Below are 13,355 nucleotides of genomic sequence, written 5' to 3'. Positions count from 1 at the left end.
CCCATGCTCAGCGACCTGGCCTGCCTCCCAGCAACGGCTGCAGGTTGCGCTCAGGCAGCAGGGCGCAGATTCCCAGGGGTGACGGCCAAGGCCGGTTTCGGTTTGCGAAACACCAGCACGTTGCCCAGCATCACCAGGACCAGCCCGGCCAGTGCCGGAGCGGTCCACTGATAGCCTTCGGCGTAGGCCGACACATTCAGCGCCACCACCGGAAACAGCACGGTGCAGTAGGCCGCGCGTTCCGGGCCCATGCGCCCGACCAGGGTCAGGTAGGCGGTAAAACCGATCACCGAGCCCGGGATCACCAGGTACAGCAACGAGCCGATGTAGCGCGTGTTCCATTCCATGGCGAACGGCACGCCCTGGACCAGGCAATACCCCCCCAGCATCACCGCGCCGTAGGCCATGCCCCAGGCATTGGTGGTCAGCGGCTTGAGCCCGGCCTTCTGTTGCAGGCTGGACAACATATTGCCCGCCGAGAAACACAGGGTGCCGAGCAGGGCCAGCCCCAGGCCCAGCAAGGTTTGCGGGCTGGCGCTGTGGCCCACCAGTTCCGGCCAGAACAACAGCCCCAGGCCCAGCAGGCCGAGGCCGCCGCCCAGCAGCACGTTACGCGCCACCCGTTGGCCGAAGAACACCCGGGCATTCAGCGCGTTCCACAGGGTGGCCGTGGAAAACACCACTGCCACCAGGCCGCTGGGGATCCACTGGCTGGCGTGCAAAAAGCACATGAAATTGATGCAGAACAGGCACAAACCCTGGGCCAGGCAGATCAGGTGCCCGCGCCGGTTCATCACCTGCAGCTTGCGGCTGAGCAGCAGCACCACGAACAGGATCAGCGCCGCCAGCCCGAAGCGATAGACGATCGAGACCGGAATCGCCACCACGCCCAGTTGCAGTTTCAAGGCGATCCAGGTGGTGCCCCAGATCAGGACGGTGAGCAAATACAAGGCAAGGTTCATGGCGCTACTCCTGAGTTCGGCTTGCAGTGTCAGGCCCCGAGCGCGGCGCACGCTTGCATAAACTTGCGCTTTTGTCGGATCGCCAGCTGGCAGCGCCCCGTCTACGGAGTAGGATGCAAAACCTTGAAGGCTGCACCATCGCCCTGCCCCCGGGCCGTGCGCAGCCCACGGCAGCGGCTACAGGATCGTGGCGCACTCATTTTTCAACGACGTACAGACCATGCCCGCACTGGAAACCCTGCAAGTCTTCCAAGCCCTCAACCGCTCGCCCAATGCTCGCCTCGAGCACAGCGCCGAGCTCGGTGACGGCCTGGCTGCAGCCTTGTGGAGCAACCACCACGACGCCCAGGACTACGAGGCTCCCAGCCACCACACCCTGTCGTGCTACATCGCCGGCGGCACCGGGACCTTTCGCCGCGAGCAACCGGGCACCACGGGCGGGCCGGACAAACTGTGCATCCTCCCCGCCGAGCATCAATCGGCCTGGGTGATCAACGGTGAAATCCGCCTGGCGCACCTGTATTTCAGCCCCGAGCAATTCGCCCTGGGCTGCGTCACCCTGCTCGACCGCGAACCCCGCGAACTGCAACTGCGCGAAAGCACCTTCCTCGATGACCCGCTTCAGGCCCGGCGCTTTCGCCGCCTGATCCAGCTCAACTGGGACGAACCCGCCGAACGCCTGCTGACCAGCAGCCTGGCCCACGAAATGCTCAGCCACGCGCTGCTCAATCAGGTGGGCCTGCGCCAGGGCCTGCGCTTGAAGGGCGGGCTGGCTGCGCACCAGCGCCGGCATCTGGTGGAGTACATCGACAGCCAGTTGGGCGAACCCATCAGCCTCGGGCAGTTGGCCGGGTTGTGCGCGTTGTCGGAATACCATTTTGCGCGAATGTTCAGCGCAAGCTTCGGCCTGCCGCCGCACCAGTATGTGCTGGCCCGGCGCCTGGCCCAGGCCCGGCATTTGCTGCGCAGCACCTCCCTGGCCCTGGGCGAGATTGCCCTGGCCTGCGGCTTCTCCAGCGCCAGCCATTTCACCAACCGCTTTCGCCAGACCCTGGGTGGCACGCCCGGGGAGTATCGCCAGGCGTTTGCTCGCTGACGCCAGGGTGGGCAACTGCAAAATACCCAGGTTGGCCCGACGCCTCACGCCCTAAAAAGTAAAACTGCCATCACTGCGCATGCACCTGGCCCTGCGCTGCAAGGCCAGGTCTGTCTATAGAGGCAAGTTTTTATCGAGCCCCGCCAATAACACCCATAGGTCATGTTAGCTATCAAACTTGGCCTGGATAGTCCCGTATGCGGCTGATCAATGATTCTTGCCCGGTTAAAAAGTGCGCTTATGCTCAGCCACTCAGCACTTTATAAACAATAAAAACAACAAGCCGTTAACTAAAACAGCGCAGCCCACCAACTAAAACCCAGCGCTTTATCCATCAACCTACATTCACCACTTATTTAAAGTTACCAAACCCACTTACAACATCATTCAATTAACAACCGCCAGCACTTGTATTGATCCCGATAATAAAAAATAACAAGGACGATAAAATGCCCTGCCTCCCGCGTCAGCACCCGCTTATCCTTGGTTCCTTATCCATCGCCGGTTGTGGCCTTGTGTTGCCCGCCCAGGCAGAGGTGATTGAAGACAGTCGCCTGCGCCTCGATCTGCGCAACTACTACTTCAACCGGGACTTTCGTGAAGGTAACGCGCAGTCGAAACGTGAGGAGTGGGCGCAAGGTTTCATGTTGCGCCTCGATTCCGGGTTCACCGAGGGCAGCCTGGGTTTCGGTGTGGATGCGAGCGCCATGCTGGGTCTCAAACTGGACTCCAGCAAGGACCGCACCGGCACCGGCCTGTTGCCCGTGCATGACGACGGCAGCGCGCCTGATGAATATTCCAAGCTCGCCGTGGCCGGCAAACTCAAGGCCAGTAACACCGTGCTCAGCGTTGGCGAGTTGATCCTGCCGCCGCTGCCGACCATCAGGCCGAATGACGGCCGGCTGTTCCCCCAAACCTTCGCCGGCGGGTTCATCAAGTCCAATGAAGTCAAGGGCCTGACCTTGACCGCAGCGCGCCTGAACACCGTCAAACAGCGCAACTCCACCGACCATTCCCCGCTGACCCTCAGCCTCGCCAATCGACGCTTCAAAGGCCATGGCGCCACCGCCGATCACTTCGACACGGCTGGCCTGTCGTATCAATTCAACCCGCAGTGGCTTGGCAGTTACCACGTTGCGCAGCTGCAAGATATCTACCGCCAGCAGGTCATGACCCTGCTCAGCAAAGGCACGCTGGGGCCTGGCACCTGGGCCACCGATGTTCGCTTCAGCCTGACCAGCGACTACGGCGCAGCCAAGGGCTCGACCATCGATAACCAGAGCGCGCAGGGGTTGTTCAGTTACGCCCTGCAAGGCCACACCCTGGGCCTGGGTTATCAACAGATGTTCGGTGAGACGGGTTATGCCTTTATCCATGGCACCGATGCCAACCTTATCAACCTGTCCATCCTGGGTGACTTCGCCAACGCCAAGGAACGCTCCTGGACCCTGCGCTATGGCTACGATTTCGCGGCCATCGGACTGCCCGGTTTAACTATAAACAGCCGTTACATGTCAGGCAGCCATGCGCAAATCACCGGCACTCGCACCATTGGTAAAGAACGGGAACTGGACAATGAAGTGCGTTACACCGTACAGCAGGGTCCTATTAAAGATCTGACCGTGCGTGTGCGAAGTGCAATCTACCGCTCCAACTATTCACGCAACTTTCCCAGCGACATGGACGATGTGCGACTGATGCTAAGTTACTCCTGGATCATTCGCTGACCACTCACCCCCCATCCTGTAACTTCGAAGCGGAGATCGCCTTATGCGGCACTTATCAGTACCGGTCTTGATCGGCCTTTTATGCTGTTCGGTATTCACTTCTGCCGATGCCCGAGAAGTCGCGGCCCCCGACACCGTGCCGGAACTCAGCCCCGGGTATTTAATCGGGTATCTGCCCCAGGACGCCTTACCCGATAGCTTGCTGCTGTTGCCTGCGCCGCCCGAGGTGAACTCGGCGGCCTTCGCCCTGGATCAAAGCATGGCCCAACAGAGCCAGGCACTGCGGGGCAGCGAACGCTGGAAGCTGGCGATCCGCGACGCCGAACTGCACTTTCCCGCCGCCGCCGAGACCTTTTCCTGCGCCTTGAATGCGCCGATCAACGAGCGCCTGACCCCGCGCCTGTACCTGTTGTTGCGCCGCACCCTGACGGATGCCGGGCTGGCCACCGACAGCGCAAAAAAGCACTACGCCCGGACCCGACCGTTTGTGTTTAACCAACAGCCCAGTTGCACCCCGGACGAGGAAGCCAAACTGGCCAAGAACGGCTCGTATCCTTCCGGGCACAGTTCGATTGGCTGGGCCTGGGCCCTGTTACTCAGCGAGCTTTCCCCCGCCAACAGCAATGCGATTCTGGCCCGAGGCCGGGCTTATACCGAAAGCCGCCTGGTGTGCAACGTGCATTGGTACAGCGATATCCGCGAGGGCCGTGATCTGGGCGCCGCGACCGTGGCCCGCTTGCACAGCGACCCGATCTTCCAGGCCGACTTCGCGGCGGCCAGGCAGGAGTTGGCCGCCGTGCGCGCCAAAGGCCTCGGCGCCAGCGGCGATTGCATGGCACAGGCCGAGGCCCTGGTGCCACAGCCGGCGTTTGTATCAGCGCAAAACAGCGCGCCCGCACCCGACCCAGCAGCGCCAGAACCTAAGGCGCCAGGGTCAGAACCGTGAAGGTATTGGCGTGAAACAGCGGGTCGGCCTTGGGCTGCGATGGCTCGGCCAGGGGCTGGGTAAAGTCCATCGCCGCCAGGTACACCCGCTGGCTGCGGGGGTCGAACGCCATGTTGTAAGCCATCGGCGCGGTGCTGACGCTGGCGCGCGGGCGGTAGTGGTCGGCGTCCAGCTGGTCGACCAGCGTCAGGCTGGCGTCGACTCCGCTGGGGATCAACAACAAACGCTGCTGCGGGTCATACGCCAGGGCGTTGACGTCACGCCCAATCGGCAGGCTGGCCTTGAGCGCGCCGCTGTCGCGGTCCACCACCAGCAACTGTGGCTGCTCACCGCGGCAGGCGATAAACAGCCGGCCACGCTCGGCGTCCTGGGCCAGGGCACTCGGTCGGCTGCACCCCGGGTACGTCCAGGTGTCGAGCACGGCAAAGCTGCTGGAGGAGATCCGCGCCACCTTGCCTTCATCGCGCATGGGCATGAAAAAACTGCCATCGCCCTTGAGCAGCAAGGGGTCGATCTTCTTCACCTCGAACTCGTGGGCAGCGCTGATACGCTCCTGCAGGGGGTCGAACACAAACAAGGTCGAGCGATCGGCACGCCGGCCGCTGACGATGATGACCTGGCCGGTGCTGGGCTCGTACACCGCGCTATTGAGGTTGCTCTGGGCCAGCGCAATACGCTTCAACGGCTTGAGGGTCGATAACTGCACGATGCCCAGGCTGCCGTCGGTGTTGAGCAACAACAGCCGATCCAGCGGCGGCACAAACACCACGCCATTAGCGCCCTCGGACTGCTCAAGGGTCTTGACTGCCCGCTGCTTGTCCACATCGAACACACTCAGGCCGTTTTCCCGTCGCGCCAGGAACAGGTACGGCCGGCTCGGGTCGAGGGCGATAAAGCCCCAGCTGGAGCCCGACCCAGGCAGCGTGACCCGCTGCTCCCGGTGGTAACCCCGAGCGTCGCTAGCGGGCGCCGCCCAGGCGCCCGCATTGAGGGCCAAGGCCAGGCCCAGCAGGCTCAAGACCCTCATCAAAACTCCAGGGTGCTGGACAACGACACCTGGCGCGAATCGCCCATGGACACAAAGAACCGGCTCGCCGCCGAGGTGTAGTAGGTCTTGTCGAACAGGTTCTTCACGTTGAGCTGGAACTTGACCTTCTGCCCTTCGACCTTGGTGTCGTAGGTGGCGAAGGCGTCGGCCACGGTGTAGGCCGGCAGGTCGAAGCTGTTGGGCGCATCACCGGCCCGTTCGCCGACATAACGCGCACCGGCGCCGACCCGCAGGCGGTCGCCGCCGATCAGGCTGCCGAAGTCATACACCGCCGACAGCGAACCGGTGTTCTTGGCCACGTTCTGCAGGCGCTTGCCTTTGTATTGGGTGTCCTTGGTCACTTCGGCGTCGGTGTAGGCGTAGCTGCCGATCAGGCTCCACTGCTCGGTGAGCTGGCCGGTGAGGTCCATTTCCAGGCCGCGGGATTTCACTTCGCCGGCAACGCTGGTCACGGTTTCGTTGGCGGTCGCGGTAGTCACCAGCACGTTGCGCTTGGTGATATCAAACAGCGCAGCGCTGGCGGTGATGCGCCCCGGCAGGTCGAGCTTGGCCCCCAGTTCCCAGGACTTGCCTTCCTCCGGCTCGATGCTGCCATCGAGCACCACATTGCCGCCGCCCAGAGGCGCGATGCTGGAGTTGGGCTTGAAGGATTCGGTGTAGCTGCCATAGAACGACAGCGCGTCGGTGTAGCGGTACACCAGGCCGGCGCGCGGCACCCATTTCTGCCCGTTGGTGTCGGTGTTGGCGTGGAACGGACGGCCCCGACCCGCGTACTGGTCGTATTCCTGGAAGCGCGCACCGCCCACCAGAATCCACTGGTCGGTGAGGTGGATCGAGTCCTGGAAGAACAGCGAGTCGGTGCGCAGCAGATCGGTCTGGTCGCTGTCGGCGGCGCGCACGGCAGTACCCGCCACTTGCTGGCCATACACCGGGTTGAGGTAGTTGAAGGTCGACGCGGTGCCGCGAATCAGGTCGGCGCGGTAAATCTTGCGGTACTCATCGTCCAGGCCGAACACCAGGTCGTGCTGCATCCCGGCCAGCTCGGTCTTGCCTTGCAGGGTGGCAGTGGCATACCGGTCGGTGGTCAGGGCGCCCTGGGTGCCGTCCATGGTGCGGGTCAGGGTGCCGTTGCTATTGACGGCCGTCAGGCGAACCTGGCTGGCATCGTAGGTTTCGCGGTTCCAGCTGTAGCCGAAATGCGCCTTCCAGTTGTCGTTGAGGTCATGGTCGACCTCAAATCGATACAGGTCCGAGCGCCCTTCCAGGTTGTTGAACGGTTCGTCCAGGCGGCGGGTCGCCGGAATGTCCAGCGGGTGGTTGGTCCTGGAGTCGATGGCGGTGCCACGGTCGAACGGGGTCAGGAACTCGCGGTGCTCATAGGCCAGCAGCACTTTGGTGTCTTCGCCGTACCAGGCCAGGGACGGCGCCACCAGGGTCTCGCGGTGGGTGCCGAAGTTGCGCCAGTAGTCTTCATCCTCGTGGTCGACAATCATCCGATAGGCCAGCCCGGAGTCCCCCAGGGCGCCGGTGCTGTCGAGGCTGCCGCCGCTGCCGTTCTTGCCCGAGCCATAGCTGGAGCCGCGCACGGTCACGGCGTTGTACTGCTCGAGCTGGGGCTTTTTGCTGACGATGTTGACCACGCCGCCCGGGTCCTGGATGCCGTAGAGCAGAGACGCCGGGCCCTTGAGCACCTCGACCCGCTCGGCGGTGGCGTTCAGAGCGCGGCCCTGCATCACCGGCATGCTGTCGCGCATGATCGAGCCGTTACGGTTGTCGCCAAACCCGCGGATCATCACCGCGTCCAGGGTGCCGCCCAGGGTGTTGCTCTGGGTGATGCCGCTGATGTTGGTCAGGGCATCGTCCAGGTTGCGCGGCGCCTGGTCGCGCATGGCCTGGGCCGGCACCACGTTGATGATCTGCGGGATCTCCTGGTTCACGGCCTGGGAACGGGCGATCGAGGTGGTGGCCGGAGGCTGGTAGCTGGTGCTGTCGGCCGCGACCACGGAGGTGATGGTGGTCGCCCCCAGGTTCAGCGCGCCGGCGGTGGGCTGCGGCTCCAGGGCCAGGGTGTGGGCGTCGGTGCGACGGAAGCTCAGCCCGGAGTTGCCCAGCAGGCGCTGCAAGGCCTGCTCGGCGCTCAATGAACCGCTGACGGCCGGGGCCTGGATGCCGTAAGCCGCCTCATCGGTGTACACCACGCTGATCCCGGTGACCCGGCTGAAATCGCTCAGGGCCTGGGGCAGCGGCTTGGCGGCGATGGCGAAATTGAACACCGCACTGTGTTGCGCGCTGCCGGCATCGGCCGCCAGGGCCACGCTCAACGGCAACATGGCCAAGCCAGAAACCGCCAGCGCCGACGCGCCGAACCACCCTTTAACCGAACCGCTTGCCGCCATGTGTGCCCTGGACTTCATGCTCGAGACCTGTGTGTAGAACCGCTACGGATGCGAATGACTCGCACTTTCAAGCACTACACGAATGCCGCCCGGGTTTACCTCAGCAAAAAAATGAAAATATTTTCGGGCCGGTGTGTTTGGGCGACTGAACGCCCTTTATCTACCTGACGTTCCACGGCGCCCATAGGGCCGCTAGGCTGCGCTGGCCCTGTGAGACGCACTCCATTTACCTGGCCCCCAAGGACCCGGCATCAACGCAGGATAATCACGCGGCCCAGTAGCTGGTGCTGTTGAAAGCCAAGCACGCCCTGCAGAGAGTTGAGCACCGCCTGCGGGTCCTGGCTGGGGAAGTTGCCGCTGACTCGGCGGGCGCCCAGTTCATCGTTGAGCAGCAGGATCCGCCCCGGGTAGTAGCGCCCCAGGTCCTTGACCACTTCGGCCAGGGGTTGCTTGTAGAAGTTCAGCCAACCCTGGCGCCAGGCCAGGTGCGCCTCACTGTCGACGCCATGCAGCGCCTGGCTGACGCCATCGGCATACGCCAACTGCTGGCCCGCGCCCAGCACCTCCTGGTTCGCGCCCGGTTGCGGGGTCACGCCCACGCGTCCGGAGAGCACGGTGACCTGGGCCCCGGCCCGTTGCAGGCGCACTTCGAACTGGGTGCCCAGCACCTGCACCCGGCCGCTATCGGCCTCGACCACAAACGGCTGGCCGGTGTGGGTCACGCTGAAAAAACCGGCCCCCCGGCGCAGTTGCACGTGGCGCTCGCCCCGGGTGAAGTCCACAGCAATCGCGCTGTCGGCATCCAGGGTCACCTGGGACTGATCGGCCAGGGTCACGGTGCGCACCTGCCCCGGGGCCGAGACATAGTCGGCGCCAAAATCGTCGACCCAGCGCTGTGGCTGCCAACCGACCCCAATGCTGATTGTCAGCAGCAAACAGGCGGCCATCGCCAACCCGGCAGCCCAACGGCGCCGCGAACGGCCCTGGGCCCGGTCCATCTCCCGCAGGTAGCCCTGCAGGGCGAATTCATCTTCCCGAGCCAGGGTCCGTGCCGGTACTTCGCTGAGCTCCCACAGCACCTGGGCCTGGGCATAGGCTTCGATATGCGCCGGGTCGGCCTGCAGCCACTGGCTGAATGTCGCCTGATCGCCACTGCTGGGTTGGTCATGCAACAGGCTGAGCCAGGCCAGGGCTGCCTGCTCCTGGGCCGGCGTCGGGGTGACGCGAGCAATACTGTTCACGGTGCTTTCCCTGGCGTTCGCGGGGTCGAGGGTTCCCGCAGGCTGGCCTTGCAGGCTTCGAGGGCGCGCATCATATGTTTTTCCACGGCGCTTTGGGACAACCCCATGGCCTTGGCGATTTGTGCGTACTTGCGGCCATGGATGCGGTTGAGCAAAAAGATCTGCCGCGTGCGCTCCGGCAGGCTGCGCAGCGCCGCCTCGACGTGGCGCAGGTCATTGCCTGCCTCCAGCGCCGCTTGCGGCTCGGCGCTGTAGTGATCCTGCTGCTCCGGCAGCCAGCTTTCGTTGACCCGGACCCGTGCGCCCTCGCTGCGCAAATGGTCGATGGCAATGTTGCCGGCGCAGCGCAGCAGGTAGGTGCTGAGCTCTTCGACCTGCACCAGCGGCCGGCGCCAGAAGCGCAGGAACAAGTCCTGCACCAGGTCGGCCGCCGTCGCCCGGCAGCCTACGCGACGGCTGACCAAGGCCTCCATCTGCGGACGCTGGGACAAAAACACCTGCAGAAAATGCGCACGACTGCCCGAGGCTTCCGGGCGGTCGAGGTCAGGGTGTTCCGGAGGGGTACTAATGATCATCGGCCGGTCCGCTTAAAGCTGCGCAACAGCGGCGAGCGGGCTGGCCAGCAAGCCCAGGGCGGCCAGCCACAAGGCCAGGCGCGGGCGATAGGGCAACAGCAGCACCAGCAGCAAGGCACTGAGCATCAACACCGCGCACCACTGCACCAACCCCAGGCCCCAACCGGCGGCCGCCACCGCCGCCCACAACGACAAACCCAGCAACGCCCAGCCGCCCAGCCTCAAGCCCTGGCGGCGCCCCGCCGAGGCCTTGCGTCCCAACAGGTCGCTGTGATGCCGATCCATCGACAGGCACAAGGCGGCAAACCCGGCATAGCACAGCAGCACGGCGAGCAGCATTCAATTCACCTCGTTCTTCAGCGTCAGCGGCCGTGGCCGTTCGGCTCGCGGCTGCGGGCTGGGCTTGGTGTGGGACGAACGCTGCATTTTCCAGGCGGCCCAGGCCAGGAATACACCGCTGCCCAGGCAGGTCAGGTCGAACCCGGCGAGCATCCAGTCACTGCCGGCCAGCCCGGCGGGCGCGGTCAACAGGTCGAGCAGCGGCACCGCGGCAAACAGCAGCGCGGCCAGGCCCAATTGCTCGACCCAGGCCCGCCGCCCACGGCGCACGGCGGCATGCACCAGGCTCAAGCCCCAGACCATGAAGAAGCTGTTGACCTCCCAGTCCGCCCGCTCGGCGAAAACTGCCGGCAACAGGCGATTGGCCCAGAAAAACGCCGCGACCGCCAACACCAGGCCCGCCATGCTGGCGATATTCAGCACCTCCACCAGGCGCAGCTCGAACGGCATGACCCCACTCTTGGCGTGCTTCAGCTGGCGCTTGCCGAGCCAGATCACCAGCCCGGTGCCGATCATCGCCGTGCCGGCCAGACCGCAGATAAAGTACAGCCAGCGCAGCACCGGCCCGGCAAACACCCCCATGTGCAGCCCGTAGAAACTGCCGGCAATCGCCGCCGGCAACGACTGTTCGGGGGACACCCGGAGCAATTGGCCGGTCACGCCGTTGAACGAGATCACGCTGCCAAAGTCGTGCACCACCCGATCGGCACTGTGACGAAACACGTTCACCGACGCGTTTTCGTCCCCGGGGTTATTCACCGCGATCCGCCCGATGTGCCCGCCCGACCACTGCTGCCGCGCCTGCTCCACCAGCGGCCCCATGGGCATCAGCACCCCTGGCTTGCCCGCGGCCGGCGCATTGTTGGTGCCTGGAAACGCCTCATTGAAAAACGCCCGGGTGTTGCCGTCATAAGCCGTGAGAATGCTGGCCGGCATGACCATGGTCATAAAGATCACCAGGCTGCTGTAGGTGATCATCAGGTGAAACGGCAACACCAGGACACCCACCGCGTTATGCCCGTCGAGCCATGAGCGCTGGCCCTTGCGCGGGCGGAAGGTGAAGAAGTCCTTGAAGATTTTCTTGTGGGTGATGATCCCGCTGATCAAGGCGACGAACATCACCATGGCCGCGCTGGTCGCCAGCCAGCGGCCCCAGGGGTGGGGCATTTGCAGCTGGAAGTGGAAGCGGTAGAAAAACTCGCCGCCCCGGGTATCCCGGGCCTGGATTTCGCTGCCGGTGGCCGGGTCGAGGAGTTTTTCCGTGAAGGCGCCGCGCTCGCCGGGCTTGACCGGGCCCTGCCACATCACCGACAGCGCCGGTTCACGGGCATCCGGCAGGTTGATGAACCAGCGCCCGGCGCCACTGGCATGTTGCTGCAGGTAGCCCTGGGCCAGGGCCAGGCTGCTGTCGGTGCTGACCGCCCGGGCCGGGACTTCCGGTTGCATCCAGTGGCTGATTTCCGCCTTGAAATACGACAGGGTCCCGGTGAAGAAAATCGCGAACAGCAGCCAGCCAAACACCAACCCGCTCCAGGTGTGCAGCCAGGCCATGGACTGACGAAAACCCTCTTTCATGGGCGCGCCATCCAGTAGGCCAGGCCGGCGATCAGCGCCAGCACCAGGCAGGCGCCCGCGACCCCGGCCCAGGCCCGCCAGGCGCTGCGACAGGCGAAACACCAGAGCACCGCCAGCAGGTAAAACACAAACGAGGCCGTCATCCCGCTGACCGTCGCATCGATCCGGGGCATGGGTAACAGCAAGGTCAGGCAGACACTGCCCAACGCCGCCAGCAGGTAACCACCGAACACCGCCGCCAGCACCCGCGAGGCCACGGCCAGGCGATAGGAAACGGGAGTCGCGCCAACGTTGCTTTTCATGTTCCGCCCTGGAAACGTTAAAAAACCTGCCCCCCACTGCACCGGGGCAAGCTTAAAGAGCGGCAATATTAATGATAAATATTCTCATACGCAAAAAGTGCCGATAAACCGATGCCTCGCCGTCGGTCCACACTGATTGCCGAATGCCATATCTCGCCCCTACAATGCGAACAATTCTTGTTCTCTTAAGCATCCGTATGCTGTCGGAGCGTTCGCTTGGCCCACGCCTCAACCCTCGAAGTGCTCTATCACGCGCATCACAACTGGCTCAACGGCTGGTTGCGACGCCGCCTTGGCTGCCCCCACAACGCCGCCGACCTGGCACAAGACACCTTCATGCGGGTGCTGACGGCCCGCGAAGCGCCGCAGATCATCGAACCTCGGGCGTTCCTCACCACCATCGCCAAACGCGTGCTGTGCAACCACTACCGGCGCCAGGACCTGGAACGCCCCTACCACGAAGCCCTGGCGCAGATGCCGGAGCAGGTGGCGCCCTCCGAGGAAGACCGGGCGATCATCCTGCAAACCCTGGTTGAACTCGACGAGTTGCTCGACGGCTTGCCACGCCCGGTCAAGCGCGCCTTTCTGCTGGCCCAGGTCGACGGCCTGAGCTACGGCGAAATTGCGCAAGAGCTGGGCATTTCCATCGCTACGGTCAAGCGTCACTTGAACAAGGCCGCCCTGCGCTGCTACTTCGCCCTGTGAATCACTCAATGCGCTCCCCCTTATGAACAACCCTTTCAATGGTGCGCCGGGCTTCTCGACCCAGGTCGCCGAGCAGGCCGTGCACTGGCTGATCGAAATCCAGAGCGGTGCCCTCAGCCCGCGCCAGCAGCAGGCCTGGCAGCAATGGCACGATGCCCACAGCGAACACCAGCGGGCCTGGGAGCATATTCAGCGAGTCAACCAGCGGCTGCGTGGCATGGGCTCGCCCCTGGCCCATGCCGCGCTCAATGCGCCGAAGTCCTCCAGCCGGCGCCAGGCCCTCAAGCTGCTGCTGATTCTCGGCGCCGGTTCTGCCGCGGCCTGGAGCCTGCGCGAGCACAACCCGCTGCCGCCGCTGCTGGCTGACTACCGCAGCCCGCTGGGCCAGCGGCGCAAGCTGACCCTGGACGATGGCAGCCTGCTGCAACTCAATACCAACAGCG

At 64.2% G+C, this 13,355-nt stretch carries 13 protein-coding genes; 5 read left to right on the top strand and 8 right to left on the bottom strand.

Features of this window, described 5'->3' with window-relative positions; genetic code table 11:
- Positions 1-50: 50 nt before the first annotated feature.
- A complete protein-coding gene (locus CF161_RS19795; RefSeq protein WP_020298379.1) occupies positions 51-962 on the bottom strand; it encodes a DMT family transporter in 912 nt (303 codons plus the stop codon).
- A gap of 220 nt (positions 963-1,182) precedes the next feature.
- Between CF161_RS19795 and CF161_RS19790 the strand changes: the two genes are divergently transcribed.
- The 3 genes from CF161_RS19790 to CF161_RS19780 all read left to right on the top strand — a co-directional run bounded on the left by CF161_RS19790 (position 1,183) and on the right by CF161_RS19780 (position 4,731).
- Positions 1,183-2,058 (top strand): helix-turn-helix domain-containing protein, encoded by an 876-nt coding sequence (locus tag CF161_RS19790; protein ID WP_020298378.1) that lies wholly within the window; start codon positions 1,183-1,185, stop codon positions 2,056-2,058.
- A gap of 449 nt (positions 2,059-2,507) precedes the next feature.
- Complete coding sequence (locus CF161_RS19785) at positions 2,508-3,785, top strand: OprD family porin (protein ID WP_020298377.1); 1,278 nt, start codon at positions 2,508-2,510, stop codon at positions 3,783-3,785.
- Between the two features lie 43 nt (positions 3,786-3,828).
- Positions 3,829-4,731, top strand: a complete 903-nt coding sequence (locus CF161_RS19780; RefSeq protein WP_084471735.1) for a phosphatase PAP2 family protein — start codon at positions 3,829-3,831, stop codon at positions 4,729-4,731.
- Here CF161_RS19780 and CF161_RS19775 read toward each other — a convergent pair.
- The 7 genes from CF161_RS19775 to CF161_RS19745 all read right to left on the bottom strand — a co-directional run bounded on the left by CF161_RS19775 (position 4,706) and on the right by CF161_RS19745 (position 12,207).
- Positions 4,706-5,758, bottom strand: coding sequence for a hypothetical protein (locus CF161_RS19775; protein ID WP_020298375.1), 1,053 nt, complete (start codon positions 5,756-5,758; stop codon positions 4,706-4,708). The two genes, CF161_RS19780 and CF161_RS19775, sit on opposite strands and share 26 nt — an antisense overlap.
- Positions 5,758-8,193, bottom strand: coding sequence for a TonB-dependent receptor (locus tag CF161_RS19770; RefSeq protein WP_043229896.1), 2,436 nt, complete (start codon positions 8,191-8,193; stop codon positions 5,758-5,760). The genes CF161_RS19775 and CF161_RS19770 overlap by 1 nt, the downstream gene beginning before the upstream one ends.
- A 233-nt stretch (positions 8,194-8,426) precedes the next feature.
- Positions 8,427-9,416 (bottom strand): FecR family protein, encoded by a 990-nt coding sequence (locus CF161_RS19765; protein WP_020298373.1) that lies wholly within the window; start codon positions 9,414-9,416, stop codon positions 8,427-8,429.
- Positions 9,413-9,991: an RNA polymerase sigma factor gene (locus tag CF161_RS19760; RefSeq protein ID WP_020298372.1), complete on the bottom strand. Its 579-nt coding sequence runs from the start codon at positions 9,989-9,991 to the stop codon at positions 9,413-9,415. The genes CF161_RS19765 and CF161_RS19760 overlap by 4 nt, the downstream gene beginning before the upstream one ends.
- A 12-nt stretch (positions 9,992-10,003) precedes the next feature.
- Positions 10,004-10,330, bottom strand: a complete 327-nt coding sequence (locus CF161_RS19755) for a DUF3325 domain-containing protein (protein WP_020298371.1) — start codon at positions 10,328-10,330, stop codon at positions 10,004-10,006.
- A complete protein-coding gene (locus CF161_RS19750) occupies positions 10,331-11,905 on the bottom strand; it encodes a PepSY domain-containing protein (protein ID WP_020298370.1) in 1,575 nt (524 codons plus the stop codon).
- A complete protein-coding gene (locus CF161_RS19745; protein ID WP_020298369.1) occupies positions 11,902-12,207 on the bottom strand; it encodes a DUF3649 domain-containing protein in 306 nt (101 codons plus the stop codon). Before CF161_RS19745 ends, CF161_RS19750 begins: the two co-directional genes overlap by 4 nt.
- Positions 12,208-12,423: 216 nt before the next feature.
- Between CF161_RS19745 and CF161_RS19740 the strand changes: the two genes are divergently transcribed.
- Both CF161_RS19740 and CF161_RS19735 read left to right on the top strand, forming a co-directional pair.
- Positions 12,424-12,912 carry a sigma-70 family RNA polymerase sigma factor gene (locus CF161_RS19740; protein WP_020298368.1) on the top strand — a complete coding sequence of 163 codons (489 nt, stop codon included), beginning with the start codon at positions 12,424-12,426 and terminating at the stop codon, positions 12,910-12,912.
- Positions 12,913-12,934: 22 nt separating this feature from the next.
- Positions 12,935-13,355, top strand: a 421-nt coding sequence (locus CF161_RS19735) for a DUF4880 domain-containing protein (protein WP_020298367.1), incomplete at its 3' end; no start/stop codon positions are given.

The sequence above is a fragment of the Pseudomonas sp. CF161 genome, from assembly GCF_000416215.1.
Lineage (GTDB): Bacteria > Pseudomonadota > Gammaproteobacteria > Pseudomonadales > Pseudomonadaceae > Aquipseudomonas.
This window is presented reverse-complemented; position numbering and strand designations above follow the sequence as displayed.